The organism is Micromonospora aurantiaca ATCC 27029 (genome assembly GCF_000145235.1).
GTDB classification, from domain to species: Bacteria; Actinomycetota; Actinomycetes; order Mycobacteriales; family Micromonosporaceae; genus Micromonospora; species Micromonospora aurantiaca.
Map to the genome: position 1 here is coordinate 1,848,776 of NC_014391.1, position 25,111 is coordinate 1,873,886.

Annotated in this window: 22 protein-coding genes and 1 pseudogene; 5 read left to right on the top strand and 18 right to left on the bottom strand. The window is 68.5% G+C overall.

The window, feature by feature from the left end:
* Positions 1 to 12: 12 nt before the first annotated feature.
* From MICAU_RS08795 to MICAU_RS08845, 10 genes are all read right to left on the bottom strand, one after another.
* The gene (locus tag MICAU_RS08795) at positions 13 to 330 is read right to left on the bottom strand and encodes a hypothetical protein (RefSeq protein WP_013284948.1); all 318 of its coding nucleotides are present in this window, start codon (positions 328 to 330) and stop codon (positions 13 to 15) included.
* Positions 327 to 953: a hypothetical protein gene (locus MICAU_RS08800; protein WP_244879738.1), complete on the bottom strand. Its 627-nt coding sequence runs from the start codon at positions 951 to 953 to the stop codon at positions 327 to 329. The genes MICAU_RS08795 and MICAU_RS08800 overlap by 4 nt, the downstream gene beginning before the upstream one ends.
* Before the next feature lie 1,265 nt (positions 954 to 2,218).
* On the bottom strand, positions 2,219 to 3,496 hold the full coding sequence (gene fxlM / locus MICAU_RS08810; RefSeq protein ID WP_013284950.1) for a methyltransferase, FxLD system: 1,278 nt from the start codon (positions 3,494 to 3,496) through the stop codon (positions 2,219 to 2,221).
* A 103-nt stretch (positions 3,497 to 3,599) separates the two neighbouring features.
* Entirely contained in the window at positions 3,600 to 4,421 is an 822-nt protein-coding gene (locus tag MICAU_RS08815; protein ID WP_013284951.1) for a protein kinase family protein, read from the bottom strand.
* 12 nt (positions 4,422 to 4,433) lie between these two features.
* A complete protein-coding gene (locus MICAU_RS08820) occupies positions 4,434 to 4,922 on the bottom strand; it encodes a glycine-rich domain-containing protein (protein ID WP_013284952.1) in 489 nt (162 codons plus the stop codon).
* A 150-nt stretch (positions 4,923 to 5,072) separates the two neighbouring features.
* Complete coding sequence (locus MICAU_RS08825; protein ID WP_013284953.1) at positions 5,073 to 5,405, bottom strand: hypothetical protein; 333 nt, start codon at positions 5,403 to 5,405, stop codon at positions 5,073 to 5,075.
* A gap of 241 nt (positions 5,406 to 5,646) precedes the next feature.
* Complete coding sequence (locus MICAU_RS31450) at positions 5,647 to 6,327, bottom strand: hypothetical protein (RefSeq protein ID WP_013284954.1); 681 nt, start codon at positions 6,325 to 6,327, stop codon at positions 5,647 to 5,649.
* 28 nt (positions 6,328 to 6,355) lie between these two features.
* Entirely contained in the window at positions 6,356 to 7,030 is a 675-nt protein-coding gene (locus MICAU_RS08835) for a GOLPH3/VPS74 family protein (protein ID WP_013284955.1), read from the bottom strand.
* The gene (locus tag MICAU_RS08840; protein ID WP_041799197.1) at positions 7,027 to 8,043 is read right to left on the bottom strand and encodes an acetamidase/formamidase family protein; all 1,017 of its coding nucleotides are present in this window, start codon (positions 8,041 to 8,043) and stop codon (positions 7,027 to 7,029) included. Before MICAU_RS08840 ends, MICAU_RS08835 begins: the two co-directional genes overlap by 4 nt.
* A gap of 5 nt (positions 8,044 to 8,048) precedes the next feature.
* Positions 8,049 to 9,455 carry an APC family permease gene (locus MICAU_RS08845; protein ID WP_013284957.1) on the bottom strand — a complete coding sequence of 469 codons (1,407 nt, stop codon included), beginning with the start codon at positions 9,453 to 9,455 and terminating at the stop codon, positions 8,049 to 8,051.
* A 504-nt stretch (positions 9,456 to 9,959) separates the two neighbouring features.
* On the opposite strand from MICAU_RS08845, the gene MICAU_RS32405 reads away from it, so the two are divergent.
* Positions 9,960 to 11,231: a helix-turn-helix domain-containing protein gene (locus MICAU_RS32405; RefSeq protein ID WP_013284958.1), complete on the top strand. Its 1,272-nt coding sequence runs from the start codon at positions 9,960 to 9,962 to the stop codon at positions 11,229 to 11,231.
* Here the strand turns inward: MICAU_RS32405 and MICAU_RS08860 are convergent.
* A complete protein-coding gene (locus tag MICAU_RS08860) occupies positions 11,228 to 11,962 on the bottom strand; it encodes an HAD family hydrolase (RefSeq protein WP_041798884.1) in 735 nt (244 codons plus the stop codon). The genes MICAU_RS32405 and MICAU_RS08860 overlap by 4 nt on opposite strands.
* Before the next feature lie 295 nt (positions 11,963 to 12,257).
* Positions 12,258 to 12,671: a contact-dependent growth inhibition system immunity protein gene (locus tag MICAU_RS08865; RefSeq protein WP_041798886.1), complete on the bottom strand. Its 414-nt coding sequence runs from the start codon at positions 12,669 to 12,671 to the stop codon at positions 12,258 to 12,260.
* Between the two features lie 254 nt (positions 12,672 to 12,925).
* On the opposite strand from MICAU_RS08865, the gene MICAU_RS08870 reads away from it, so the two are divergent.
* Together MICAU_RS08870 and MICAU_RS08875 are read left to right on the top strand one after the other, a co-directional pair.
* On the top strand, positions 12,926 to 13,291 hold the full coding sequence (locus MICAU_RS08870) for a hypothetical protein (RefSeq protein ID WP_013284961.1): 366 nt from the start codon (positions 12,926 to 12,928) through the stop codon (positions 13,289 to 13,291).
* 299 nt (positions 13,292 to 13,590) lie between these two features.
* Positions 13,591 to 14,265, top strand: coding sequence for an HNH endonuclease family protein (locus tag MICAU_RS08875; RefSeq protein ID WP_013284962.1), 675 nt, complete (start codon positions 13,591 to 13,593; stop codon positions 14,263 to 14,265).
* Between the two features lie 190 nt (positions 14,266 to 14,455).
* On the opposite strand, the gene MICAU_RS08880 is transcribed toward MICAU_RS08875, so the two are convergent.
* Entirely contained in the window at positions 14,456 to 15,211 is a 756-nt protein-coding gene (locus tag MICAU_RS08880) for a DUF6745 domain-containing protein (RefSeq protein WP_013284963.1), read from the bottom strand.
* 399 nt (positions 15,212 to 15,610) lie between these two features.
* Between MICAU_RS08880 and MICAU_RS33400 the strand changes: the two genes are divergently transcribed.
* Together MICAU_RS33400 and MICAU_RS08890 are read left to right on the top strand one after the other, a co-directional pair.
* Positions 15,611 to 17,455 (top strand): Hsp70 family protein, encoded by a 1,845-nt coding sequence (locus MICAU_RS33400; RefSeq protein WP_013284964.1) that lies wholly within the window; start codon positions 15,611 to 15,613, stop codon positions 17,453 to 17,455.
* Between the two features lie 46 nt (positions 17,456 to 17,501).
* On the top strand, positions 17,502 to 19,433 hold the full coding sequence (locus tag MICAU_RS08890; RefSeq protein WP_145823785.1) for an AfsR/SARP family transcriptional regulator: 1,932 nt from the start codon (positions 17,502 to 17,504) through the stop codon (positions 19,431 to 19,433).
* Between the two features lie 623 nt (positions 19,434 to 20,056).
* Here MICAU_RS08890 and MICAU_RS08895 read toward each other — a convergent pair.
* The 5 genes and pseudogenes from MICAU_RS08895 to MICAU_RS31800 form a co-directional block, all read right to left on the bottom strand.
* Complete coding sequence (locus MICAU_RS08895; protein ID WP_162881513.1) at positions 20,057 to 21,922, bottom strand: WD40 repeat domain-containing protein; 1,866 nt, start codon at positions 21,920 to 21,922, stop codon at positions 20,057 to 20,059.
* Positions 21,912 to 22,307 carry a glutaredoxin family protein gene (locus tag MICAU_RS31460; protein WP_013284967.1) on the bottom strand — a complete coding sequence of 132 codons (396 nt, stop codon included), beginning with the start codon at positions 22,305 to 22,307 and terminating at the stop codon, positions 21,912 to 21,914. Before MICAU_RS31460 ends, MICAU_RS08895 begins: the two co-directional genes overlap by 11 nt.
* 991 nt (positions 22,308 to 23,298) lie before the next feature.
* Positions 23,299 to 24,132: pseudogene (gene folP / locus MICAU_RS33635) on the bottom strand (dihydropteroate synthase); the annotation flags it as partial.
* Positions 24,133 to 24,189: 57 nt separating this feature from the next.
* Positions 24,190 to 24,711, bottom strand: coding sequence for a dCTP deaminase domain-containing protein (locus tag MICAU_RS08910; RefSeq protein WP_013284969.1), 522 nt, complete (start codon positions 24,709 to 24,711; stop codon positions 24,190 to 24,192).
* Positions 24,712 to 24,784: 73 nt separating this feature from the next.
* A complete protein-coding gene (locus MICAU_RS31800; RefSeq protein ID WP_013284970.1) occupies positions 24,785 to 25,111 on the bottom strand; it encodes a nucleoside triphosphate pyrophosphohydrolase family protein in 327 nt (108 codons plus the stop codon).

The following is a 25,111-nucleotide window of genomic DNA, read 5'->3' on the forward strand; positions in this document are numbered from 1 at the left end:
TGCCTTCCATCGTCATGCGCGGTAGATCTTGTCGAGGTCCAGGGAGATGACCTCGTCGGCCCGGTCGTACTCGTCAGCGATGCGCCGCAGCGCCGCGCCGATCTGATCGAACTCCGTGACGGCGCCGTTGAGGATCCGCACCATGAACGTGTGGAAGTCCCGGTAGGAGACGGCGTGCAGGACCACGCTCGCGTCGCCGATGAAGAAGGCGGACGGCTCAAGATGCAGCTGTTCGGCGGCTGTCTTGACCTTCGCGATGCTGTCGGACATCGCCAGCCACTTCTTGCCCTCGTCGCGCAGCGCATCGGTGATCACTGCCAGGTCTTTCATCGCCGCGCCTGCCTCTCGCTGGTGTGGGCGAGTTCGTAGGTCCGGAAGAGTGATCGGGTCTCGAAACGGAGTTGTTGGGTGTCCATCCGGGCGACGCGCCCCGCATCCGCGGTGATCGCCGTGATGCCTGGGCCGCGCAGGTGAAGCGTTAGGCAGCCGTGTGGACTGGAGATCGTCCGTTGCTCGGGTTGCTCCGGTGCGTGGGTTAGCCGGGCGAGTTCGGCGTCGTTGTGATGCAGGGCGCCCCAGGTGCGCTGCAGCCAGAGGTCGTCGTCGAGTTCGGGTTCCGTGCTGGTGGCCGGCGGCTGTGCTGGTCGTGCTGGGGCGGGCTGGTCTCGCTGCAACTCCTCAAGCGCGATGGCTTCGAGATGGCTTCTCAGCGCGCCGGTGTATGCCTCGTAGACGGCATCCCCGATACGGGTCACGCCGGCCTGGCGTCGCCAGTCGCGGCTGATCGTCACATCGTCCACCTGTCCGGCTCTGGTGAGGAGCAGGCTCACGGACGCGGTGCGGTCCTGGCCGGAGTGAAGCCTCGGCGCGGACCGGGAAGCGAACTCGTCGACAGCGTGTGCGGCGTTCGTGCGCAGCGTGTCGTCGTCGCCGAGGAAGTCGAGGTTCGCCAAGGACAGCCGATCATTGGCTCTGTCTCCGAACATCAGTCCCAGCCCCCGCGAGATGCCAACGCATACAGTGATTTGCTCGTTACGGCGCAGGGGACACCGTACGGGAAACGCGAGAGCCTATGGGGGAGGGTTGCTCGGCTGATTCTGCGGCAGTTGTCGGCTCCGCCTGAAAAAGTTAGCTGGCGTTGACAGCAGTCTGCTCTGGAGGCCAGAGGATCCGCCGCACATGGAGGTTCTGCTGATCGCAGAGCGGCAGCGGCTACCCCGGGCAGAAGGGGGGGACCGCCAACATCTACCACCGCGATGAACTAGCGGCATGGGCAGCGGGCAGCGTCAGGTAGCGACGAGACGGGCGGGAACGGCGAACATCACCGTCCCCGCCCAGGTGATACCTAGGACCAGAACACACCACAGCCCTGTGTTGACTCGCTCCGGTCCGTCAGGCAGTCTCGCCCATTACTCGCGCCGTATCAGGTTGTCAGTTCCAACGCGATACAGAGCGATGAGGAGGCCGACGCTCGCAACTGTCCAGGCCCGAGCGGCGGCTTGACACCCCGGAAGGGGCACACCTGGCCTATTGAGCCAGGTGTGCCCGCCCCCGGCGCTCCCGGTCAGGACGTTGGCCAACATCAGCATCCAAAAGAGGAGCTTCAGCAGGGTCGCTGCGCCCTCGCCCGCACGCTGCCACCGGCTCATGCCCGCAGTCGGACCGTGGCTTGAAGGCCTTGCCCTGTGCTTCGCCACTAACCACCCCCTTCGGTCTGCGGGACCATCGCAGTCCCGCCGCAACGCCGCTCGACACCCTTGTCCTTGCGGCCCTTGCCGGCGGCCAACCTAGTGGCTTTGGAGATGCGCCACCACCAACTCGGGGCGGTAGGTCCAGCAAATGCTCGACGTCGGAACCGGGCCTCCGCATCTCGTCACCGGGGCACCGCCGAGACGAAGCCTTATGGCCCACAACCGCCGAGAGACGGTCCCAGGTGCCCCAGCGGGACCAACTCTTACCTGACCCGCCCCTCGGCCAAGGTCCGGCCGTCTCTGCCGTACCGGGCGCTGAGCGTCGCCGTGTGTGTGCTGTTGCTGGCTCAGTTGGGATTGGCGGTGTCGATCGGTGTCCGGCCGCACGGGATGTGCCCTGGCTGTGGATCGCGTTGATCGCGCTCGCGTCCGTGCTGGCCTGCGGAGTCGCTGCGGCCCGCAGATCCCTTTGACCGCTTACACAAGGAGTGGCGTGAGGCGGGGATGGAACTTGGGCGAGGACGCCGTCACAGACCGGTCTGCCGCCTTATGTTTGCGGCGGTGTTTCGCGCAGGCGTGGAGGGGCCCTTGCTGGGCCAGGTGATCGCGATGGTGGTGTGCGGGCGGGGGATCAGTAGCCGCAGGTGGTTGGTGGGGCTGGGTGCGGTGCCGGTGGGGTAGACGGCGATGTGTGGGCCGGGTTGGTGTCGGTGGTGGCGGTTCCAGGCGGCGATGAGGTCGAGGATGTGGCCGGTGAGTGTGGTGGCGTGGGGTCCGTAGCCGTGGGCGCCGAACTGCCAGGTGGTGTTGTCGAGTTGGCGGGTGGCGAGGTAGGCGATGCTGTCGGCGGTGAGCAGGGCCGGGCAGGCCACCCAGTTCTGCGGTGCCAGGTCGGCGGCGCGTTGCCGATCGACGGCGAGTAGACCGTGAGGGTGGGGTTGGCTGGCCAGCCATAGTTGCAGGGTGTCGAAGGGGGTCGCCGGTGGGGTGGTGACCGGTGACCAGGTGTCGTGCCGAGGTCCGTTGAGGGCGGCGGGCAGCGCGCGGAGATCCAGGGCCTCGGTGACAGGGTCGTCGATGAATACGGTGACGTCGTCGCCGCGTAGGTGGTGTGGTGTGACGGGGTTGGCGCCGGCGCCTTGTATCGGGACGAAGCCGCAGACGAGGGCATTGGTGGCGACGAGGTGTCCGCTGTCGCGGACGAGGGTGAGGCAGCGGGTGTGGCCTCGCATCCGAAGTGGGGCGACGAGGACGCCGTCGGGGGTGAGCTGGTCGGTCCAGGCGGGTGGGATGTCGCTGGTCTCGACGGTGACGATGATGGCGTCGTACGGGGCGGCCGCCGCCCATCCTTCGTCCGCGTCGGCGTGCACCGCCGCAACGTGCGGGTAGCCGGCGGTGTCGAGGGCGGTGCGGGCGTGGGCGATGACGGCGGGGTCGATGTCGATGCTGGTGACCGTGCCGTATGGGCCGACGACCTCGGCGATGAGCGCGGCGTTGTAGCCGCCGGATCCGACCTCCAGCACCCGTGCGCCGGGCTGAAGGTGGGCGGCGTGCAGCATGGCGGCTTGAAGCCACGGCGCGGAGATCGAACTGGTCGCCTTGCCGTCCGGGCCGCGTCGGGTGACCACCACGTCGTCGGCGTACGCGGCCTCGACACTGACTCCCGAGGGCGTGAACAGGTGCCGCGGGACCCGTCTGAATGCCGCTTCCACGGCCGGTGAGGTGATCGCACCGTCGGCGAGCAACGTGTCGACCAGTCGAGCGCGAGCCATCTTCGTGAGCTCGGTGTCGAGCGGATCGGCCATTGTTGGCTCCCTGCGGTTCGGGCGCTCAGCGCGCGAGTTCATCCCTGACCTGGTCGGGCCGAGATCCTGGGGCGTGGGGTGATCTTGTGCAGCCTGCCGGTTGTCAAGACTGCCGGGCCCTCGGCCGTGGCTCACGGCCTTGAGCTACGCCCCCGTGGGCCCGGTGGATCGCCCACTCGCCGGTCCATCGGGCGAGGTCGTGCACCCAGCGCTCGGTGTTGTGTCGGGCCTTGGTCGCCCACTTCGCGGCGTTGGCCGAGGCGAAATGGTTGAGCACGTCAGCGCTTGTGGCGGTCCAGGCTGGGAATTGCCCGAGCCAGTCTTCGGCTTGGTCGGCGGTGTGGCCGCTGCCGATCAGCCATTGGACGAGTAGCGCGAGTTCGACCCAGGCAGCTGCTTTGGTGGCCCATGCCCAGTCGACGATGCGTAGGCCGTGCGGGGTGATGATCAGGTTGGTCGGGTTGAGGTCGGAGTGCACGAGTGTCCCGCCGTCCATCGCCGGGTGCGCGAACCCGAGCCGGCCGGCCGGGGTGAACCACCGATCGCCCGGCGCCGGCGTCTGCTGGAGGTCTTTCAGGGCGGCGGTGAGCAGGTCGAGATCCGGGCTGCCGGGGGACAGGTCGGGGTGGGGGCCGGCGAGATGCTCGGTCCCCACCACCAGCCAGCCATCGGCCTCGAAGTGCCACCGCAGCGCCGGCGGGTACCGGTCGACGGCTTGGGTGACGGCCAGCTCGTAGCGCAGCGACTGGACGGCCCATTCGCCGAAGGCTGCTTTGACGAAGACCGGTCCGGACGGGCCGGTGACGGTCGAGGCGATCTGTGCGTGGTTGCCGTCGGGTGCCGGGGATGCCTCGAACGCTCCACCGACCTGTTCGGTGATCCTGGTGATCACGCTGCGGGGCAGGGCCGTCCAGTCGCTGCGCATCAGGTTCTTCTGTTACCGGCCGGGCTGCGGCGGGTTCGGCGGACAGCAGGACTCGGCCTCACCGCCCCAGAATTCCATGTCGATCTGGTAGCCGGTGTCGTGCAACGCCGCGAGGGTGTAGGTGATCGCGGTGCCGTCTCGCATGGCTTCGGTCAGGATCGGGCGGTGGTGCACGTAGTGGCCGGCGATCTGGTGGCAGGCGGCGGTGTAGGGCTCGCTGATCTGCAGGAGGGCGTGCCAGACGGCGTCGACCGGTCGGGTGGGCACGACCCGGTAGGACTCGCCGGTCGGCAGGAGCATCCCGAAGTCGGGCTTGCCGGCCTGGTCGGCGTGGGCCTTCAGGAAGACCAGGAATTGCCCGACCGCACGCTCGGCGTAGGTGTGGCTCACCTCCTGCCGGGCGGCGAAGTAGCGGGTCAGCTTGTCGAACACCTCGCCCGACACGAGCGGGCGCGGGTCCTGTGCGACGGTCGTGACGGGTCTGTCTGCGGTGATGCTCAAGATTCCTCCTTGATCGCGAACGGGGATGAGCGCGTATCAGGCCGCCGTCGGGGCGGTGATGCGAGCGTTTGTCGTGCGGTGATGTAGAGGGGACGTCTCGGCCAGGCCGTCGCGGAGGTCCCCTCACCAGCGGCAGGCTGCGGTGCTTGCTCACCGCTGCTTGAGGATCGATCTTCGGAATGGGCCCCAGGCCACGAAGCGGTCGAACATCTCCTGCGGGCTCGGTCCGTCGTGTGGGTTGAGGTGGAACAGGTCGCGCATCGCCTCGAACATCAGCCCGCTGAGGTAGATCGAGAGCGCGGGGAGCGCCGATTCGTACTCCACTTTCAACAGCAGCCGGGCCTGCGGGCATGGCCACGGCTGACCGCATGCCCGGCATGCCCACGTCGGCCGCAGCGGGGTGTGCGGAGGTGTCGTTTCGGTTCTGTAGCGCGGCCGATCTGGCGTGGGGCCGGCGTCCGGCGTCTGCAGGTGCGACGACATCACCGACGGCTCCCAGGTGCTCGCACCTGCCATTCCTGGCGGGGTTGCTCGCTCGGGCCCGTTCGACGGCCAGAGCCGGCCCACGCTCGTAGATCCATGAGGAAGTACCTCTTTCCTTCGCCGTTGTCGGTAGGCGGTGGCGATGATTCGGTGGCCTGGTGCTGCCGTGGCTACGCGTCGCAGCTTGGGCGACCCCTGCTGCTGATCGCGCCTGCGACGGTGGAGGTTGGTGGCCGGCCGGTCAGGGTCCGACGGGGCCGCCGGCGTGGGTGGTGTGGCCGCGTTCGAGGATGAGGACGTACGAGAACAGGCCCGCCCGGCGGCCGGTCAGCCGTTCGTGCGCGGCGAGGACCTCGCCGATTTGCGGGTCGACCAGGAGCTGCGAGGTGGATCCGTCGGCGGTGACGGTGAACGTCAGGCCGGTGCAGCCGACGAGGTCGGTGCTTTGGCCGCGGTAGGTGATGCCGGGGATGTCGGCGATGACACGCAGGCTCGTCGCCCGCAGGTCCTGGTTGAGGTACTGGCTGCTCACGAGCGCGACGACACCGCTGATGAGCACCCGCGAATAGGCGAGGTCGGTGGCCAGTTCTCCGGGCGCTACCGCCCCGGCCAGCACGTCCGCGTCTTCCAGGAGTGCGTCGGGCAGGTATGGGTGCAAGCCGCCGGGCAGGTGCTCGTTCGTTTTCTTCGGTGCCTCGCCGGGTGTGGTGTCGATGGGGTCGGCGAGGGCGGTGAGCCGCTGCCACGGGGTCAATCCTGGCCCGGTGGCGCTGGGGTGCGTGGTGGCGGATCGGCTGCCGGCGACCGTGGGCGCGGTCGACGCGGGCCTCGGATGGCCGGGGGAGCTGGCGAAGCAGTCGGCGAGCAGGACGCTGCCGACCAGGTTCACCGCCAGGCGGGTGGGGACCGTCGAGGGGAGCATCACGGTGTCGGGGGTTCCTTCCTCGTGGTTAGCGGTAGGTGGCGGTGGCGAGGTCGCCGATGGCGGCGTCGACGGCGGTAGTGATGTCGCGGACGGGCCGGTGGTGTTGCTCGGCGATGGCGCGCAGCTGGGCGGCGACGGTGGTGGTGTCGTCGTGGAGATAGAGGTGACCGGTGAGGTTGAGGGCGACGACGAGTCCGGCGAGGGCGGCGGTGTGGTTGTCGGGTTGCTCGCGCCCGTCGGCGAGGTAGCGCAGGCGAGCGCGCGCGATGACGGGCCACCGCTGGTGGGTGGGCAGGTAGGTGTCGGCGCGGATCAGTCCGCCGAGTCGGCGGTGGCTGGTGTGGCGGAGGATCCCTGCGGCGTGCAGGCCGGCGCGGGTGCGTTCGTAGAGGTCGTCGGCGAACCCGCGCAGCCAGTGGCGCAGCGGTGGGGCGGGCCGGGTGTGGCGCAGGCTGGTGAGGGCGGCATCGGTAATGAGGTCGCCGACGGGCCGGTCGATGTGCAACCGAACCCGCTGCTCCCCAACCTGGCCGTGGCCGTCGAGGGTGGTGCGGCCGGTGAGGACGAGGTCGATGAGGACGGCGCCGGCGAGACCGAGGGCCAGGGCTTGGCGGTGGATGTGGGGTTGGCCGGTGTCGTCGTTGTGGGCCAGCAGGTACAGCTCGTCGCGCAGCGGCAGCCCGGGCACCGAAGCGGTCATCGCTGCCCCTGGATGAGGTCACGGAGCCGGGCGTGGGCGTCTGCGTAGGCGGGCTGCGGCTGGGGGAGGTGGGCCTTGTCGATGGCGGCGAGGACCGTGTAGTTGGGGTCGCAGACGTTGCCGATCGGCGCCCGGCCGGCTTGGGAGATGAGCTGGTAGGCGTCGAGGGTGTCCAGACGGCACAGGTCGGCGGTCCAGGTGGTGAGGTCCTGGTGGGCGATGCGGTAGGCGTCCTCGAGTGGTCGGGCGCAGCCGACGGACATGATCGCGGTGTCTGTTTCCAGCCGCGGCCACGCGGTGGGACGGCCGCCCTTGATGACCTCGACGGCGAGGGTGGTGACGGTGGCGATCTCCACCGCGACCCCGCACGCTTCACCCTCGCCTTGGCGGGCGTGTCCGTCACCGAGGGCGAGGAGCGCGCCGTGGACGTTGACGCCGAGGTAGAGGGTGGTGCCGGCGCGCAGTTCGGGTGTGTCGAGGTTCCCGCCGTAGTAGTCCGGGACGATCGTGGCGCGCGTTTCCATCGCGGCGGGGGCGACGCCGATCGTGCCGATCATCGGATCCAGCGGCAGCTCAACGCTGTTGTCGCTGGTGGTGGCGCAGTACCGCACGGTTCCGGCGGTGGGGTCGATGTGGTAGACCCACACGCGCTCGTCGAGGGGTGGTTGGAGGGTCGCGGTGTGCGGGGTCGAGGTCAGCGCCCCGAAGTACGGGAACGTCGCGGACACACCCCAGTCCCGAGCCGGAACGATCGAGGCGATGTGGACGGCGAGGGTGTCGCCGGGTTCGGCGTCCTCGACGAAGAACGGCCCCGACACCGGATTCAGATACGGCATCGCGCACACCTGCGACGGCAGATCCGCCGGACCGCGCACCCGGCCGCCGAAGCAGTCCTCGGTGTGCACGGTGAACACGTCACCGGAGCGCACATGCGCCACAGGGATCCGCCCGCCGAAGGTGTAGGCCAACTCGTCACGCGCCGGCCGATACGTGAAGTGACTTCCGGAAGACATCGTGGTCACACCCGCTCCAGGTCACGAGCGGACCGCTGCACTGGCGCCAGGCCGGACAGCGACGGGCGGCGGCCGGACAGGTAGAGACCGGCGAGCACGACCATGCCGAGAGCGAGCCAGGCCAGGCCGAGGCGCTGCGCGGCGATGTTCGCGTTCACCACCACATAGGCCAAGATCGCGAACCCGATCCCCGGCATGACCAGGTGCGCCCACCAGTTGCCGCTGCGCCGCCGGATGAGGTGGTGCACGACGACGGAGACGTGCAGGACCAGGAACGCGACCATCGCCCCGAAGTTGATCAGCGACGACAGCAGGGTGATCCCGTCAGCGCGGGTGGCCATGTACAGGCCCAGGGCGAGGGACACGGCGCCGGTGAGCAGGGTCGCGTTGATCGGCACGTTCCGGCGTACCGACACCTTCGCCAAGAAGCTCGGGAGCTGCCGGTCGCGGGCCATCGCGTACAACAGCCGGGACGTCGCGACCTGCGCGACCATCGAATTCGGCAGACCCCATGCGATCGCCGTCGCCACCGCGCACAGCGTCGCCAGCCAGCCACCGCCAGCCACCGCGGCCGCGCCGTAGAAGGCAGTGCCGTTCGGATCACCCTGCGCTAGAAGCACGCCCGGGTCGGGGACGAGCATCGCGGCCAGCCACGTCTGCGCGATGAACAACACCCCCGCCAGGACGAGGACAGTGGCCATCGCCCGGCCGATCTGCCGAGAACCGCCCTTGGCCTCCTCGGCCAGCATGCTGATGCCGTCGAAACCCAGGAAACTGAGTACAGCGATCGACACCGCCCCCGCCACCACCGACCAGGTGAACGTGTCGGCGTCGTAGAACGCGTCCCAGCTGAACCGGCCCCTACCCGAGGCGAGAGCCCAGCAGGCGACGCCCAGGAAGACCGCCAGGACGATCAGCTCGCCGACGAGCATCACCCGAGTCACCATCGCGGTCATGCGGATGCCGACCGAGTTGACGACCGTGTTCACCGCGACGAACCCCAGCAGCCACAACCACACCGGCACCGCCGGCACGGTGGCATGCATCGCCACCGACGCCACCAGATACAGCAAGCCCGGCACGAGAACGTAGTCGAGCAGGATCACCCAACCGGCCAGAAAACCGACCGGCGCGCTGATGCCCCGGCCGGCGTAGTTGTAGACGCTTCCCGACATCGGGAACGCCTTCACCATCTGCGCGTACGAGAACGCGGTGAACACCAACGCCACCACACCGACCGCGTACGCCAGGGCCACCATCCCGCCGGAGCCGGCGTACACGCTGCCGAAAATCGCCATCGGCGCGATCGGCACCATATACACCAAGCCATACGCGACCAGGTCCCGGAATCGAAGGCGGCGTGCCAACTCCTGTGTGTAGCCGTAACGCTTCAGCTCATCATGATCCGGCATCCGGGATCCCCTCAGATTTCGTCAATCAATCATCGGTACCTGTGCCGCCGGGAACGCAGTCCGTGATGGGTTCGGTGGTAAGGCGTTCAGGACCGAAACGCGGAATGCGCCATCGGCGACGAGAGTGACTGAAGGCGAATACGCTCGAGGTCGGCAAGGCTCATCGTCAACGTCTGACAATTCCTTGACAAGACGCCCCTTCATTGGCGGTCGGGGTTGAGGATCACGCACTCGTGCTGGCGCACACCATCTCGTTGTCGATCGGCTTCCTCAACGCGGTACTTGGCTGCAAGCTCATAGTCAGCCTCGGCCAGCTCTAGGTCACGGACGCGGAATCGCAGGTCACGCGAGTTCGGACCACCTGCGAGTGTGATGTTGGAACTTTGTCGGAGATTGTTGGAAGAAGCCGCTGGTTGGCCTACGCATCGCGATCCTGCACTACAGTGCTCCCAGGCCACCGCGTCTCGCCCCTGCGCGAGCGTCCGTACTAGTCGGGAGCTGCTGATGCCGAGCGTGCCACCGCAAGACGTGGCCAATGTCTGGAGCGCCCTTGGTCAGATGCTTGCGCGCAGCCGCAAGGCCGCTGGTTACACGCAAGAGACGTTTGCGCCACTGGTGAGGTATGGGCGAAGCACGATCGCCAACGTGGAGACCGGCCGTCAGCGCGTAGGGCGTGACTTCTGGACCCGGAGCGACGAACTGCTGGGAACCGACGGCAGGCTGTCCCGGGAATACGATCGCATCCGACTCGCCAGCACCAAGCGCGTGCGAAACGGCGTGGCTGCCATTCAGGAATTCCAGGCGGCTGGGGCGCCGTCGTACTCCTCGAAAGCCGGGGAAATGCTCGCGCGCACGTCCGGAACCGACTACCTGATGGGCGAGTGGAACAGCTTCTCCACGCTCACCAGCATGCTGGCCCAGCAGCGCCAGGCCGTGTCGCCCGACGCGCTACTCGGTCTGATCGAGGCCCACCGTGATTGCCTGTCCACGCTATACCGCAAGGCCGGCCATGCGCCCATTCGTACTGACATCGGAGCGATGCTCGCCGAAGCCTCGATCGTCGCTAGCCGGTTGTGGAGCGCACAGGGCAACCGAACCCTCGCGCTTGCTCACTGTGCCTACGCTCGCCAGCTCGGCGACAGGCTGGGTAACCACAGGGTCAGCGCGACCGCACGCATCTTCGAGAGCAACCTTCACTCGGAAGCCGCCACACTGATCGAAGCAGACGGTGACATTATGATTGGCCTGCGACTACTCGACGAGGCCGCCCGCGCGTCCACCGACCTCAGTTCCGCCGCACGAGCTCGATTAGCTGCCGAACAGGCCCAAGCCTTCGCCGCCCTGCGACTTCCACGCGAGGCCACGGCGGCTTTGAAGCGGGCAGAAGAAGCGGTCAACGATCTGTCTCCTGTTGACTGTGTCGGTCTCTACAGCGACTGGAGCGGCGCCCGCCTCCACGTCTATGCGGGCACATGCCATCTCCTCCTTGGCCAGCCCCGCCAGGCCGTGACCGTGCTCGAAAGCGCAGTACAGATGCTGGAACACGACCACGCCAACGTCAACGTCGCCTTGGCAGCAGCCGTAGACCTCGCCAGCGCCTACGCCGAGGCCGGCGAACTTGAACAGTCCTGCACCCTGCTTGGCCACACCTACGACCAGCTAAAAGCAGGCGGAAACCATCGAGGCATCGCTCGAGCCCAACGAGCCCGACAGCGGTTGGCACGATGGCGTGACGAGCCAGTTGTCCTCGAACTCGAGGAGCAGATGGCCGCCTAACAAGCAGCTGACGACCCGCCCGCACTCAACAGCGAACTGACGGCGGCCACCACTGTCATCGGGTCAAGATTCTCTAGTACCACGTCAGGCTCGTAGGAGACCAGCTCTTGACGCCTAAGCCGGTGAGCGACCACAGCGACACGAAAGCCGGCGTGACGTGCGCAAGCGATGTCGTTAGGCGCATCCCCGATGACGATCACTTGAGCAGGATCGAGCGGAGCACCGTAGATCGCGGAATAGCGCTGCGTTACGACCGCCGGAAGCTGAAAGCGATCGCGAGCGTCCGATCCGAACCCGCCGATGCGAAGATCAAGAAACTCATCCAAGCCCGCCACGTGCAGCTTCACGTCGGCGGCCGAACGCAGATTCCCGGTCAGCACGGTCTGGATGAAGCCACGCTCGTGCAGCTCCGCGATGCTCGCCACGGCGCCTGGATACGGCGGCTGAACCTCAGCCAACTCCTGCCGACCCTCTTGCATGACCGCGGCAATGGCCTGACGAAAGGCGGGTATGCCCGCCTCCGCAGCTGACGGGTCCACGCCCGACGCGATCGCCGTGTCCACGGCGATCGACTCGTCCGTATACCCATGCACCTTCTTGTCAGGGAAGACAACCTCGGACTCCGCGATGCCGTACGCACGAGCGATCGCGCGCGTCAGCCAGCGCAAATCAGCGGGTATGAGCGTCCCGTCAACGTCCCAGATGACCAAGCCGACGCTGCTGTGGTTCATCGAAGTATCGTCGCACGGCTCCGGCAGCTGCCCCTGTCGAGCATTCCGGGGGCACGCGGCCAGCCGGTGGAGCAGTGTCGGCAGGAATGCCCCGCTGGCCACGCCACCGACATCGCGGCAACAGGGGATGGGGCCGTCGTGTGTCAGGTGGCAGCCGGACTCGGCAGGGTTGGCAAGACCAACTCGCCGCCGGTCTGGCCCACCGGCCATGGGACCGTGGGACCCCGGTTGCCGGAGGGTCTCTACAAGATCCGGGGCGGTTCAGTCTACGACTGCCCGACGAGGAGATCCGCTCTCATCGACCAAGGAACCGCATGATGTCGTCGCGAAGCAGTCGGTCCGGGTCGCGAGGTCGAAGATCAGGATTGGAGAGCGGCGGGCAGGTCAGGAGCTTGGCCAGCACTGATGCCAGCCGCTTCCGTTCCCCTCGCAGGTTCAGCCACGCTGAGTCGGGAAGCCGCAGCACTGTGGAGAGCAGGTCGCCCGGGTAGTAGTCGCCTTCCGTCATGGGGTCGCGGAGCAGTACTTGTACCGCGAGAGGCAGCAGCGCCGGCACGCCGATCTCCTGCCCGAGCATGATGCGCAGGTCTTCGACCGTGAACTCAGCGAGCGGTTTGCGTCGCAGTTCGGTGCAACGTCTTACGAGAGACGTAGCGTCGGGAGCGGGATCCGGCCACGCGCTCCGTTCAAGCTGCTCGATCGTCGTCACGGCGGTCAGGGTAGTTCGCGCTCAAACGGTAGTAGCCAGACGGGCTGCGGCAGCGGCGACAGTCCGCATTCAGTCCGCAAGAGGTCGCCGGGTGGTGGGGGAGTGGTGAGAGATGCCGAGAGGTGCTTCCGCTGATAGACGGCCAGGTGTGAAGGTCGACGGGTCGCGCATCTTGATCTTGTAATCCACAGCTCAGCCAGCGTCAGCCCGCTGGTATCTACGGCTGCGTCGGGCATGGCGGGCAGACTGCCGGCATGAGTTACGACTTGGCGGTCTGGGAGGGTGAGCTGCCAGCCGACGACGGCGCTGCGGGTGAGGCCTACGACCAGCTCTACGCCCTGTACATGGAGGGTGAGGAACTTCCGCCGACCCCGCGTATCCGTGCCTACGTCCTGGCGCTGCTTGAGCGGTGGGTCGAGATGACTGATGACGAGCACGACGTGAGCCCGTGGTCTGCTGGTCCTCTGATGGACGAGGCATCGGGCCCTTTCGTCTACTTCACCATGAGGTACAGCATGTGCGAGGAGGTGTCGGCCGAGGCGGCTCGCATGGCGGCAAACCACGGGCTGGTCTGTTACGACCCGCAGTGGGAACGCCTTCGCCCGACCACCGACGAGTGAGGCGTCGCGTGTCCCTCGCGTGCCCGTTCGAGTGGCTGACGACGGTCAGCGGCGGTCAGCTTTGGACGTGGCGGCAAGGACGTCGGATCGTTGCTGATCGCCGTTTCGCCGCCATCTCGACAGGCGCGATCGGCTGTGGGCAGCGGGCAGGCGAGTTCGCCCGGGGCCGGTGGTGCGGACAGGGAACAGCAGCGATCAGGGTTCGCGGGAGCATTCCTCGCTCTTCACAGTGGTGACAATCGATGGACATGATGGGGCGAGATGGTCGCTGTCCACGACGGATGCCCGAGGAGGCCCTCATGCGACTCACCCGACGACTCACCACATCTGCGGTGGCACGGCGTGCCCTGACCGGGGCAGCGGCCGTGATGGTCGCCAGCGCTGGCCTGGTCGCCGTCGACGCCTCGGTCGCTTCGGCGACACCGCCCGGCATTCCGTCCAAGGCGAGCGCCCAGTCGCAGCTCAACGCTCTAACGGTGAAGAACGAGGGGTCGACGAGTGGGTACTCCCGGGATCTGTTCCCGCACTGGATCACCATCAGCGGGGCCTGCAACACCCGCGAGACGGTCCTCAAGCGCGACGGCACGTCCGTGGTCACCGACAGTAGCTGCGCGGCGACCTCGGGCCGCTGGTACAGCCCGTACGACGGCGCGACCTGGACCGCCGCCTCCGACGTCGACATCGATCACGTCGTGCCCCTGGCCGAGGCGTGGCGTTCAGGCGCCAGCGGTTGGACCACCAGCCGGCGGCAGAGCTTTGCCAACGACCTGACCCGCCCGCAGTTGATCGCCGTGACCGACAATGTGAACCAGTCCAAGGGTGACCAGGACCCGTCGACGTGGCAGCCGCCGTTGTCGTCGTACCGGTGCACCTACAGCAAGATGTGGATCACCGTGAAGTACAACTGGGGGTTGAGCCTGCAGTCGTCGGAGAAGTCCGCGCTGCAGAGCATGCTGAACACCTGCAGCTCCTAACTCCTCGCACCGCCTCAGGCCTGACCGCACAAGCACCGACGCACGGCAACGTCTGAGCCATTCGTCATCGGCTCCGCCCGCGCGCCCGCGGACGGCGGCGCCGACGCGCTGGAGGGCGGGTCGCCACACGGACCCGCCCTCCAGCGCCGAGGCGCAATCGGATGAGGCGCTGATCCCGCCGGCAGGGCGATCACCCGGTTGGGACGATGGCACCGTCACGGGCCCACACGGTGCTGCCGTCGGGCCAGACAACGGCAGGCTCGTCGACGCCGTGCAGCAGGCCGTCGCCGGTGACTCGCAGAACGGTGGGGCGCTGCATCATCACGGCCACCCCCGATAGGGGCCACCACGGCCCGGCCGCCAGTGCCACGTCACGGCATCCCTCCCACCCTGGGGTGGGTGCTGTACCGAGCACCTGCTGGTAGGTGTCGATCGCGGCGAGCACAAGCCAGTCGGGGTAGAGGTTCCAGGCCGGATCGAAGAACCAGTCGCGAGGATTCAGGCAGTAACGGATCACGGCGCGTCCCTCGTCGTCGCGCTTCACGATCGTTTGCTCGTCGCTCCAGAACCAGGCGAACTGCATGATGTAGCCGCCGGTGAGGGTGCGGTCGACCGCCGCCCAGACCGGACCCAGCACCTGCTCATACACCTGCCGTACCGCCTGCAGCACCGGTGTGAGCGCGGACCGCTCGCCCTCGGTGACCGGGTTGCAGAGGTACCGGTGCTCCATCAGGTTGTAGCGGGCCTCGAAGCCGTCGTAGCGCTGCTCGCCGTAGTAGCCGTGCCATTCCATGAAGTCGTGGAACTCGCCGAAGGCGGTGAACTGGTCGTGGTCGCTGGTCTGCTCCCAAATCGGGCCTCGTGCTGCTGCCAGCGCACCGTTGAGGGCGCCGCGGCGGATCGAGGCGACCAGCGACGGGTGTCCGTCGTCGAGGAGCTGCCGCACCTGCTGCAGGGGCGGCCGGGGGAGAGGGGCACCACAGGAACCGCGACGGCTCGGGATGCCCGGCGCTGCGGTAGGCGAGGCGGACGGCTGCCTCCGCGCGCGTTTGGTCCGCGGGCTCGCAGGACAACGCCGCCTGCGTCCATCGGCTCGCCACGGCTTGTCCGTGCGCTGAGATCGGATTGGTGGAGTCATGCATGGTGTCCTCCTGACGAATGATCGATGGCGCGGCATGCCGTTGACGATGCCGCTGCAGGTCAAGTGGCCAGACGCCACCAGCAGGTGGCACGGGCGATCGTCAGTCCCGGCGTTCACTGTTGTGACCGTGCCGGGCGCCGTGGCCGGTTGCGGTGAGTGATTCAGGGATGACGTGAATGAGATCTTCATGTTTGACTGACATCCATGCGATCGGGGCAGGTGCGGCTGGCGATCGACTACGGCAGCGTCGACACCACCGCCGTACTGGCATGGCCGGACGGCACCTGGACGCCGCTGCTCTTCGACGGCGAACCCGCCCTGCCCAGCGCCGTCCTCCTGAACGAGGACGGCACCACCGTGACCGGCCACCACGCGTGGCGGGCCGCGCCGGTCACACCGCACCGGTTCATCCCGCACCCCCGCCAACCCTCCGAGCAGCGCCTCACCGTCGCCGACACCGACGTCGACCCGCTCGATCTGGTCGCCGCGACCCTGCGCCACGTCGCCGAGCAAGCCCACCAGATTGCCAGCACCGGCATCGACGACGTGCGACTGGTCGTCCCGGCAGGCTGGGGCCCGCGACGACGCACCTGGATGCGCCACGCCGCACACCGCGCCGGCCTCCCACCACCACAGATGATCGACGCACCGACCGCCGTCGCCGGGCACCTGCTCGCCACCGGCCTGCAGCTGCCCGTCGGCGCCTACATCGCCGTCTGCGACGTCGGCGCCACCGCCGAAGTCAGCGTCCTGCGCCGCGGCCCCGCAGGCTTCGAAGTCCTCGCCACCCTCGCCGACCCGACCGCCGGCGGCACCGCCATCGACGACGCCCTCACCACCACACTCACCACCAGCCCACCCGGCACCGGCGGGCAACGATGGGCCATGACGGCCAGCCTCCGCGCCGGCAAACACGCCCTGACCGACCATCCGGCCGTCACCGTGCCCCTCCCCGACGGGCCGGCCGTGGTACTCCACACCGGCCTGCTCGACCAAGCCGCCCAGCCCGTCCTGCACCGCATCGCCCACCTCACCACCGAAGCGATCACCGCCGCGGAACTCACACCCCGCGACCTCACCGGCGTCTACTGCGTCGGCGGCACCGCCCGCCTACCCCTGCTGGCACAGACCCTCACCGACGCCGGCATCACCCCCACCCTCGTCGACCAGCCCACCCTGGCCGCAGCCCGAGGCGCCGCCGACGCAGGCGCCACCAACACCACCACCGAACCCACCACGCCCGAGGAGCCGGTGCCGCCGGTGCGGCGCGCGGCCGCGATCGCCCTACCCGGCTTCGCGTCCCTCGCTCTGGTCTCCCAGTTCCTGCTCACGCCTGAGTGGCGCGGCTCCCTCATGTACCGCGAAGCGATCCTCAACTGGGGCGAGCTGACAATGGCCGCCGTCTTCGCCGTCATCGCCTGCCTCAGCGCCGGCACCGTCCTCGCCTCCACCATCGCCAACCGCACCACCACCCCGACCAGCCCCGGCGCACACACCGGAACCGGCATCCTCGCCGCGGCCTCCCTCGGCGTCGCCGTCAGCGGCATGTACGCCGTCGTCGGAAGCCTCTACGTCGGCTACCCCGTCAACGGCTTCCTGCGCTGGACACTGCTACCGATCACCCCGACCATCACCGCCGCCGCCGTCATGGCCCTCATCGCCGCCCGGCAATGGCGCACCCCCGCGGGCGGATGGTCGAAACTGCTCGCCTTCCCCACCGGATCCGTGCTCACCGCCGCTGCCGGCATGCTGCTCATCCAATACAGCCTGACCGCCGACCGGTGGCCCCACCTGATCCTCTGGATCGACCTCGCCGGCCGAGTCGGAGGCCTGCTCCTGGGCATCGGCACCGTCATGGCCGTCGTGTCCCAGCCGATCCTGCGCCTGATCCTCAGCGCACCCCTCGCCGTCATCACCGCCGCCCTGGTCTCCTGGCCCGCCTCCGGCATCCTCGGCGCCATCTACGCCATCGCCGTGACCACCTGGTGGCTACGCCAGATGTGGACCCACCTCCTACGCCCCCACCACCCCCACCGGCCGCCGCAATGACCCCACCAACCGGATACCACCCGACGCACGTGGGGGAGGAGCTGCGGTGAACGGGGCCCGGCGACTCGCAGGAGCTACCGTCGTGCTCGCCGTCCTGGCGGTACCGCCGTGGCTGCTGACCACCCTCACCCGAGCGCACCTGCCCGGCTGGCCGACCAGCGCGCAGCTACGCGACTGGCTCACCGACCCGCTGACCCCGGCAACCCTCACCACAGGGCTCATCGCCGTGGCCTGGCTGCTGTGGCTCGGCATGGCCTACACCATCACCGTGACAGCCGCCCGCCGACTGCGCGCCGGCACCCGATGGGTACGCCACCTGCCGCTACCCACCCCATGGCAGGCCGCCGCCACCAGCATCGCCGGCGCAGCCGCCCTCACCACCGCCCACACCCCCACCACCCATCCACCAGATCCGCCGACACCAGTCACCGCCGACGAACTCCAGCACCCCTCCGCTACGCCCCAGACCGAGCAGGGCGGGGTGGTCGTGCCCGGCGGCTGGCTACCCGACGACACCGCCCACCACATCGCCGCCGCAGCGGCCCTGGTGTGGCTACGCCGCCGTCGCGCCCACCAACCCGGCCAACCCGACACCGACGCCACCCAGCTGATACCCCTGCCCACCACCGTCACCGCCGTTCAGGCAGCCATCGCCGACCAACCACCACCAGCAGCCACCACCGGCGCCATTCAGGCGCCGCTGCCCCCGGCCGGCCTACGTCTCGCCGGTCACGGGGCCGACCACGCCGCCAGAGGTCTCCTCGTCACCAGGCTCCTCACCGCGCTGCGCGACCCCGCCGACACGACCCCGGTGATCGTCACCAGCCGCGCCCTCGCCAGGCTCCTGCCCAGCGTCGCCGAGACCGCCGCCACCATCCCGGGCCTGCACGTCATCGACACCCTCGAACAGGCCGCCGCCCTGCTACCTGCATCCAGCACGTCAACCGCAGCCGACCGCGGCATACCCAGCCTCGTCTTGACCGCCGAACCCGCGACGGCGGCACCACCGAACCTCCGGCCGAACGCCCGTGTCGTCACCCTCGACGCCGGAGCACCACTACCCACCTGGCGCGTCGACCGCCACGGCCACACCGTGGACCACCAGACCGGGCAACCCCGGCCACGGATGTGTGTCCTCGACAGCACCGCCGCGACGGACCTGCTCGCCGTCCTGGCCCAACCCACCACCGCAGCACCCGAGCCCGCCGCATCCGTACCAGTACGGCCGATCAACCGGGCACAGGCAAAGATCCCCCGCCAAGCCACCCGAGTCCCACCGCCCACACCGCGGCAGCCCAGCGAGGCCGCAGAGGCCGCGGTCCAGCTGCGGGTACTCGGTCGCCCGGCGTTGCTCATCGAGAGCAAAGAGGTCGCCATCCGCCGCAGCGCCGCCCTGCAAATCCTCGTCTTCCTCGCCGTACACCCCGACGGCGCCACCACCACGCAACTCGTACACGCCCTTTGGGCCGGCCTACCCGCCCATACCGTCACCGGCCGCCTCTATACCACCCTCAGCGACCTACGCTCGACCATCCGCGGCACCGGCGCCGAGCAGGTGGTTGTCCACACTGAGGACCGCTACCACCTCGAGCCACGCACCGACGTGGACCTGTGGCGACTGCAGGCCGCCGCCCACCACAGCGCCACCACAGACGTACCCGGCAGGTGGCAGGCCGTGATCGACGCCTATACCGGCGACCTTGCCGCCGGCCACACCTGGCCATGGATCGACCCACCCCGCGAAGCCACACGCCGCCTGGTACTCGACGCCCACACCAACGCCGCAGCAGCACAAACCGACCCGCACGAGCGCCTGCGGCTGCTCCAAGCGGCGATCCGCATCGACCCCTACAACCAGCAGCTCCACCAGCTCACCGCCGACCAACTAAACGCCCTCGGTGACTCCGCCGCAGCCGCCGACCTTCTCCACACCCACCAGCAACGCCTGCGCCTCGCCGGCATCCTCGACCAACCCTGATCACTGCTCGCTAACCCGGCTAGGGCCACAGGTCCCTGCGGGGCTGTCTCGTTGAGAGTGTTTCCTGCGATCTTGGCTAGCACGCACCCGGGCCGCGAGCTCCAGCCGGAGCGCGGCTATCCCTCGGCGCTCGCCTATGAGGAGCGAGTGCGGCGCGGCGCCTCGGAACCGTTCGCCCACCGCGCGGGCGTGTCCGTTTCCCAACAGCAGGCGCTGACGCATCGCCGCGGTGTCGAGGTCAAACTGCGTGTGCGCCGCCCCGAGCCCAAGCTCCGCATCAGCCCGCGCTGGTCCTTCATGCCGCGCGAGTTGAGCAGGAAGCGCGGCCGGGCGAGCGGTAATTATCCGTGCCCTCGTCAGATGGAGGGCCGACGGGTCAGGCGCACCCCGCATGGCGGCGCCGCGATATCCGGTGGCCCGACCGAGCGCTCCAGGAGCCCGCCAGTTCCGCGGTCTGTTAGCTTCGGCCAACCAGAGGAGACAGTTCAGACCGCATGCGCGCGGTGAGCAGCACCGCCGGACGGCCCTCGTCGTGGACGGCATGAACTGCCGCACGCGCCTCGCCCTCGTAGCTGGCCTTTGCGTATCCACTCCGCCTGCCACCAGTGCAAGCGCCTCGACCATCATGAAACCCCGGCCGGACCGAACGACACCGGCGAGTCATCCATCGCCAGCCACAGCAGGCCGAACCGACCGTCGCGTTGACCGTACGCGATGAGGCACCCGTGCTCGACCTCGACCAGCGCACAGGCCGTGACCGGCTCCTTCAGGTCGTAGGTCTCGAGAACCTCCGCTCGGGCGACATCCCATGTCCGCAGGGTTCCATCAGCCCCGGCGGAGGCGGCCACCGCGCCGGTCACACCCGCCGACACCATCCAGATGCGCTCTCGGTGCCGGCCGAGGACTCGCGGGCCGGTCCGGCTCGACGCCAGATCCCAGCTTCGCACGAGCCCGTCGTAGCCGGCCGAGAGCACCGACCGCTGGTCCGAACCGAGATACACAGAGGTGACCGCCATCGGGTGTCCGGTCAACGTCCGCAGGAGCCGGCCGCCGTCGACGTCCCACACCCGCACCGTGCCGTCCGACGAACCCGACACGGCCACACGACCATCACCGGACAACGCCACCGCATTCACCCAACCCCGATGACCGACCAACGTCCGCAGGAGACGGCCGCCGTCGACGTCCCACACCCGCACCGTGCCGTCCGACGAACCCGACACGGCCACACGACCATCACCGGACAACGCCACCGCATTCACCCAACCCCGATGACCGACCAACGTCCGCAGGAGACGGCCGCCGTCGACGTCCCACACCCGCACCGTGCCGTCCGACGAACCCGACACGGCCACACGACCATCACCGGACAACGCCACCGCATTCACCCAACCCCGATGACCGACCAACGTCCGCAGGAGACGGCCGCCGTCGACGTCCCACACCCCCACCGTGCCGTCCGACGACGCCGTGAGCACCACGCGGGCGGCGGAGTCGATCGCGACCGACCAGATGGAGCCCTCATGGCCGTCGGCCGCGACCTCGTCCTTGCCGACCTCGAGCCGACCTATGCCCCCGCCGTCGTCGCCCGAGTAGACGACCCCGTCCGCGGTCGTCGCGACGGCGCCCAGCGAGGCGCCCTCGCCGACCAGGAATCCGCACGGGACCAGGGTGTCGAGCCGCCACAACCGCAGCGTCCGATCGACGGCGCTCACCACGACCCGTTGCCGTCCGGCATCGATCGAGATCGCAGTTGGCCAGCTCGGCGGACGGCTCGTAGACGCCGTGACCACCTGTCCTCGATCACTGATCTTGAAGAGCCTGTGATGCGTCGTGGCCGCCAGGATCGCTCCCTCGTCCGGGAGCGCGGCGAGCGCCGAGAGGGGCTCGGCCAACCGCACGAGCGCCGACAGCCGGGCCGGGGAACGCAGGTCGAGCACGTGGATCAGGCCGCGGGCGGAGCCCGCGTAAAGGGTGCCCGTGCGGCGGTCCATGCACATCGTGGTTAGCGGCGAGCCGTCACCGGCCAGGGTTTGCGTCAGCTCGCCGGTCGCGACCCGCCACAGCCGGACGGTGCCATCGTGCGACGCGCTGGCCAGGACCCTGCCGGCCTCGTCGAACCTGAGGCCGACGACCCAGCCGGTGTGGCCCAGAAGCTCGCGGCGCAGGGTCGGACGCCGCACGTCAGCGATGTCCCACAGCCGTATGTTGCCATCGAAGCCGCCCGAGGCGAGCACGCCGGAGACCGCGGCCAGCGACATCACCGCGCCGGTGTGCGCGTGGACGCTGGAAAGGACCCGATCCGGAGGCTCCCACAACCGAATCTCGCCGTCGAAGCTTCCGGAGAGGAACACGCCGCCCGTTGCGTGATGCTCGAGTGCGGTGACGGCGCTGCGATGCGCGTTCCAGGTGACGGCCGGGCGGCGGCGCGGAAGTCCGTGGCGGGCGAGGAGCGGACGTAGACGCGGCGGTTCACCGTCAGGCAACATCCACCGCCGGGACATCCGCCGCCGGAACATCGACTGCCGGAAGATCGACCGCTTCGGCCCGCCGGGCCAGGAAGCCGCTTCGCATGAGCTCTCCAATCACCTCACCGCCGCCGATGTACTCGCCGTCGATGTAGAGCTGCGGAAAGGTCGTCACGCCGGACCGCTGTACCGCTACCGACCGGGCCGCTGCATCCGCCCCGACGTCAACGGTCCGATAGTCGGCCCCGATGCACTGCAGCAACAGCACCGAAAGGGCCGAACGGGGACCCTGCGGGGCGTCGATGCTGCCGTAGAGCATCAGCGTGATGCCATCCCAGTCGACCGAAGGCGCGTTCGGCTCTGAAGCTCCGATGCCGGGCACGGTGGCGTCAGGTGAGATCGACATCTTCGTACGGAGTGGCCAGCTCGGCACTGGTGTAGCGGCTGGTCAGCTCCCGTTCCCAGGCCTGGGCGGCGATGTCCTGCCGCGCCAGGAGCGGCTCAATGGGCCCGACGCCCCGGCCGCCGACCGCCGAGTACCGCCGGACCTCCAGCGGTATGGTCCGCAGCGGCAGGTTGGGATGGACCTCCTGCAACCGGTCGACGAATTCGCCCATCGCCCGGTCGACACCGGTCATGTCGGGCGAGGTGAACGTCGCGTACGCGTACATGTCGAATCCATCCGTGATTAGGTCCTTGAACACGTCGAACTGCCGGCTAAAGCCGCCCGGTGCGGCCTTGGTGTTGAAGACGAACGACGACTCGTTGAAGCCCTTGAAGCAGCCCACCCGCGAGTGGTTCGGGAACGAGGCCATGTAGGCGATGTCGGGCCTCGACAGGTATTGCCGCATGAACCGACCGCTCAGGTTGTCGTCGACCCAGACAAACACGGATCCACGCAGCCCGCGGCGCTCGAGCTCTCGCATGATCCACAGGCACCACTCTGGGACCAGGTCGGGCTGGCCCCCGGACAGGTCGAGCACGGGTGGCGGATCCGGCTCGGCCATGTACAGGTCGATGATCTGCGTCGCGGTGAGGAACGCCCCCCGCGACGCGTCCCCGACGAGCAGCTCGTCGTCTACAAAGCAGTACCAGCAGTTCCAGTTGCATCCGGCGAGCTGGAACACCTGCGTGTGGTAGGGCAGCACGCGGGGCAGGCCCCGGAAGTGGGCGCGGACCGGCAGCCGTGACTCGCGCGCCCGCAGATGGATCGCGAACGTGTTGAACCGGCGCACGCGGCCGAAGCCGCCACAGTTCACCCGAGTGTAAGCATCCTTGCTCTCGAGTGACCGGTCCAGCCGTGCGATCAAGAACTCCTGACGCTCCGGGCGGACGACGCGCTGCCTCATCCCGGTCCGGCCAGGTGCCGAGTCGTGCGGGTTCATCATCGATGCGCCTCCGTGGGCTCGAAGCACTGCGAGCGCGTCGACGGTCGGCGAGCACGTTATGGGCCCGTACCTCCCCCACACGCCCTGCAGGACCGCCAACACCGTCGTGGCCAACGTCGCGGCGTTGCGCTCGTCGGCCGGTCGTGGGATACCGCCGGCTCCGGCGAGCAGCGTCCCCAGGTATGACTTCCGACTCGATCCGAAAAGGACCGGTAAGCCTAGGTCGAGCACGGCACCGATGCACGCACTCAGACGCCAGATGTGTTCGGTGGTCTTAGCGAACCCGATGCCCGGGTCGACGATGAGCTTGTCGGGAGCCACGCCCGCAGAGACGGCCGCGTTGACCCGCGGCCGCAGCTCGGCGCGGACCTCGATGACCGCATCGCCGTCCTCGGCCAGCTGCGACATCCACCGGGAGTGCCCGCGCCGATGAGTCAGCACCCAGGGGCACCCCGAGTCGAGGACCACGCTCGCCATGTTCCTATCCGCGAGCCCAACCGAAACGTCGCTGACCAGCGCAGCGCCCACGTCCAGGGCGGCCGCCACGACGGTGGCTCGCGTTGTGTCGATGCTGGTGGGTATCCCGAGCTCGGTCAGGGTCCGGAGCACCGGCCGGACGCGCTGCGTCTCGGTGTCCGCGTCGGTCCGTCCGGCGCCGGGCCGGGTGGACTCGCCGCCGACGTCGATGACTTCCGCGCCCTGCTGCCAGATGGCTTCGGCATGGACGATGGCGCCTTCGTGGCGAAGGTAGAAGCCGCCATCGGAGAAGGAGCCTGGTGTCATATTCAGCAAGCCCAGGACGAACGGAACTCCGTGCCGCGGCTGGAGCAACGTCGACCTCATACGTCAATGACTTTAACAGTCGCCCTGCGTGATCAACAGTCCACCATGGGTTGTCACCTAGACCGACGCCAGCGGCACGTTGTAGGCGAATCCCTCTTCAGCCGCCTCTAGGTTGAAGAAGACGAGCTGCGCGAACGCCACGTCCTGGGCGATCTCCAGCACGTCGACGCCACCGACCGAGACGGCGACCCGGCCGCGACCGTGGAACCCCGGGTCCCACAGTGCGCTCGACAGGGTCGCGCCGCATCGGGTGAGGGTGGACCGTGGCACCACCAGGCCCGCCACGTCGAGCGGGAACACGGTGATCTCGTTGAGGTCGAACAGGTACCGGCCGGGCGGCAGCTCGTAGACGCCGTTGGGCGCTGGCACCGGCTTCCCCGGCGCGACCACGACGTCGTCGCCGAGGCCCAACCGGCTGCGGCCCGAGAGCCGGGTGACCTGCTTGAGGGTCACGTCGAAACCGGCCGGCTGTAATTGAGCCTCGAAATCCAGGAATGACTGCAGCAGAGCCGGTGTGCGGGAATGCGTCAACCGGCGGATTTCCCGATCATTCAGGACTAAACCTTCGTAGCGGTGCACGGCTCCTACCTACCATAGCTCCATCCGGAAGTCAACGATGAGCCACAAGAGCGGCTGGCAAATCCGGTGTGGCTCATCGCGCGCCGGTTCCCCGGATGGTGCCGCGGTCGTGTCGCCCCTGGAGTTTTTCGAGGTTTCCGCGGGCAATCTCGGAAAGGTCGAGACCGAATTCGGAGGCGACCTGCGCGACGTACCAAAGGACATCACCGAGCTCTCCGGCGATTGCGTCTCTCGTCCGGTCGGTCACGGCTCCGTCGTCGTCGCGTTCGATTCTCTTGACGACGTCCGCGACCTCCCCGGCCTCGCTCGCTAGGCCGAGAACCGGGTAGTGGTAGTTGCTTCCGATACGGGGATATACCGCGGTCGCTGCCGACAGCCGCTGATATTCTGCCAGATCCAT

Bases quoted from the DNA above. Each gene is read 5' to 3' on its own strand.
- MICAU_RS08795 (WP_013284948.1), bottom strand. From the start codon at position 330: ATGAAAGACCTGGCAGTGATCACCGATGCGCTGCGCGACGAGGGCAAG.
- fxlM (WP_013284950.1), bottom strand. From the start codon at position 3,496: ATGGCCGATCCGCTCGACACCGAGCTCACGAAGATGGCTCGCGCTCGA.
- MICAU_RS08815 (WP_013284951.1), bottom strand. From the start codon at position 4,421: ATGCGCAGCGACTGGACGGCCCTGCCCCGCAGCGTGATCACCAGGATC.
- MICAU_RS08825 (WP_013284953.1), bottom strand. From the start codon at position 5,405: ATGTCGTCGCACCTGCAGACGCCGGACGCCGGCCCCACGCCAGATCGG.
- MICAU_RS31450 (WP_013284954.1), bottom strand. From the start codon at position 6,327: ATGCTCCCCTCGACGGTCCCCACCCGCCTGGCGGTGAACCTGGTCGGC.
- MICAU_RS08835 (WP_013284955.1), bottom strand. From the start codon at position 7,030: ATGACCGCTTCGGTGCCCGGGCTGCCGCTGCGCGACGAGCTGTACCTG.
- MICAU_RS08840 (WP_041799197.1), bottom strand. From the start codon at position 8,043: ATGTCTTCCGGAAGTCACTTCACGTATCGGCCGGCGCGTGACGAGTTG.
- MICAU_RS08845 (WP_013284957.1), bottom strand. From the start codon at position 9,455: ATGCCGGATCATGATGAGCTGAAGCGTTACGGCTACACACAGGAGTTG.
- MICAU_RS32405 (WP_013284958.1), top strand. From the start codon at position 9,960: ATGCCGAGCGTGCCACCGCAAGACGTGGCCAATGTCTGGAGCGCCCTT.
- MICAU_RS08860 (WP_041798884.1), bottom strand. From the start codon at position 11,962: ATGAACCACAGCAGCGTCGGCTTGGTCATCTGGGACGTTGACGGGACG.
- MICAU_RS08870 (WP_013284961.1), top strand. From the start codon at position 12,926: ATGAGTTACGACTTGGCGGTCTGGGAGGGTGAGCTGCCAGCCGACGAC.
- MICAU_RS08875 (WP_013284962.1), top strand. From the start codon at position 13,591: ATGCGACTCACCCGACGACTCACCACATCTGCGGTGGCACGGCGTGCC.
- MICAU_RS33400 (WP_013284964.1), top strand. From the start codon at position 15,611: ATGCGATCGGGGCAGGTGCGGCTGGCGATCGACTACGGCAGCGTCGAC.
- MICAU_RS08895 (WP_162881513.1), bottom strand. From the start codon at position 21,922: ATGTTGCCTGACGGTGAACCGCCGCGTCTACGTCCGCTCCTCGCCCGC.
- MICAU_RS31460 (WP_013284967.1), bottom strand. From the start codon at position 22,307: ATGTCGATCTCACCTGACGCCACCGTGCCCGGCATCGGAGCTTCAGAG.
- MICAU_RS31800 (WP_013284970.1), bottom strand. From the start codon at position 25,111: ATGGATCTGGCAGAATATCAGCGGCTGTCGGCAGCGACCGCGGTATAT.